The sequence below is a fragment of the Oceanobacillus luteolus genome, assembly GCF_023715655.1.
GTDB classification, from domain to species: domain Bacteria; phylum Bacillota; class Bacilli; order Bacillales; family Amphibacillaceae; genus Oceanobacillus; species Oceanobacillus luteolus.
This window is the reverse complement of the sequence record NZ_JAMBON010000125.1, coordinates 1-1,031: the sequence shown is the minus strand read 5'-3', so window position 1 is coordinate 1,031 and position 1,031 is coordinate 1. Positions and strand designations below refer to the sequence as shown.

The 1,031-nt window shown below is 36.6% G+C and carries 1 protein-coding gene and 1 pseudogene; both read right to left on the bottom strand.

All coding sequences use genetic code 11. From position 1 onward, the window contains the following. Positions 1–36: 36 nt before the first annotated feature. Positions 37–807, bottom strand: coding sequence for an IS21-like element helper ATPase IstB (gene istB, locus M3210_RS20000; protein WP_251518044.1), 771 nt, complete (start codon positions 805–807; stop codon positions 37–39). Next, positions 804–1,031 (bottom strand): annotated as a pseudogene (locus M3210_RS19995) (hypothetical protein); the annotation flags it as partial. The pseudogene M3210_RS19995 and the gene istB, both read right to left, overlap by 4 nt.

Below are 1,031 nucleotides of genomic sequence, written 5' to 3'. Positions count from 1 at the left end.
TGTAAGCGTCAAGTAAAAATGAACACTTTTCGCTAATTAATTTTGGACACTATCGTCATTAAAAATAGTCTTACGATTTTTCATTCTGTAACTATCATCGTCTTTAAAATTTAGAACTTCTGCTCGATGAATTATTCGGTCTAAGATTGCTGTAGTAATTCCTGGATCACCCAATAATTCACCCCATTCAGAAGGGGCCTTATTAGATGTTAGGATAATGGATGATTTATCATATAAATCATTAATCAAATGAAAGAATAAATTAGCTTCACGATTATCCATAGCCATAAACATCAAATCATCAATAATAACTAGATTGGAATCTCTAATTCTTTTCATGCGTGTTTGAGATTTTCTAGTAAACTCTTCCGTTTTAAGCAAATGAACCAGTTCCCCCATGGAGATAAAAGATACTTTGTAGCCTTTATATATAGCTTCTATCCCTAATCCTGTCGCCAAGTGAGTTTTACCTACACCTGGCGGCCCTAAAAGGATGAGGTTATAAAGTTGGTCTAACCATGTCAGTTCTTTCAATTGATTCATTTGCTTTTTTGTAAGCGCTTGTTGTTCATGCAATCGATAATCATCCAATGTTTTGTAGACAGGAAAGGCTGCCCATTTTAAACGTCTTTCAATTAATTTTTCTTCTCTGCGTTTCAGTTCGTACGAACTGAACTCATATAAAAAGTTATGGTAGCTCCACTCTTCTATTTCCGCCTTTCTCATTAATTCTGGTAAATACTGGGCGGACTCTACCATTCGCAATGCTCGTAATTGCTGCTGTAACTGCTCAAGAGAGGAAGTCATTTAGCTACACCACCCAACACTTCAAGATAACTATCTAATTCACGCGTATGTGTTTTGGCATGCAAGACGGATGAGTCTGAATCCGATAGAAGTTTCATCGGTGGTTCTTCTGGTATACATACTTTGTTGTTCACTTGGCGCTGGCGTTTGAGGTATTGAACGATATCGCTAAATTCATTTGCACTATAAAGTGCTTTGGTTTCACAGATTGCTAATGCTTCATC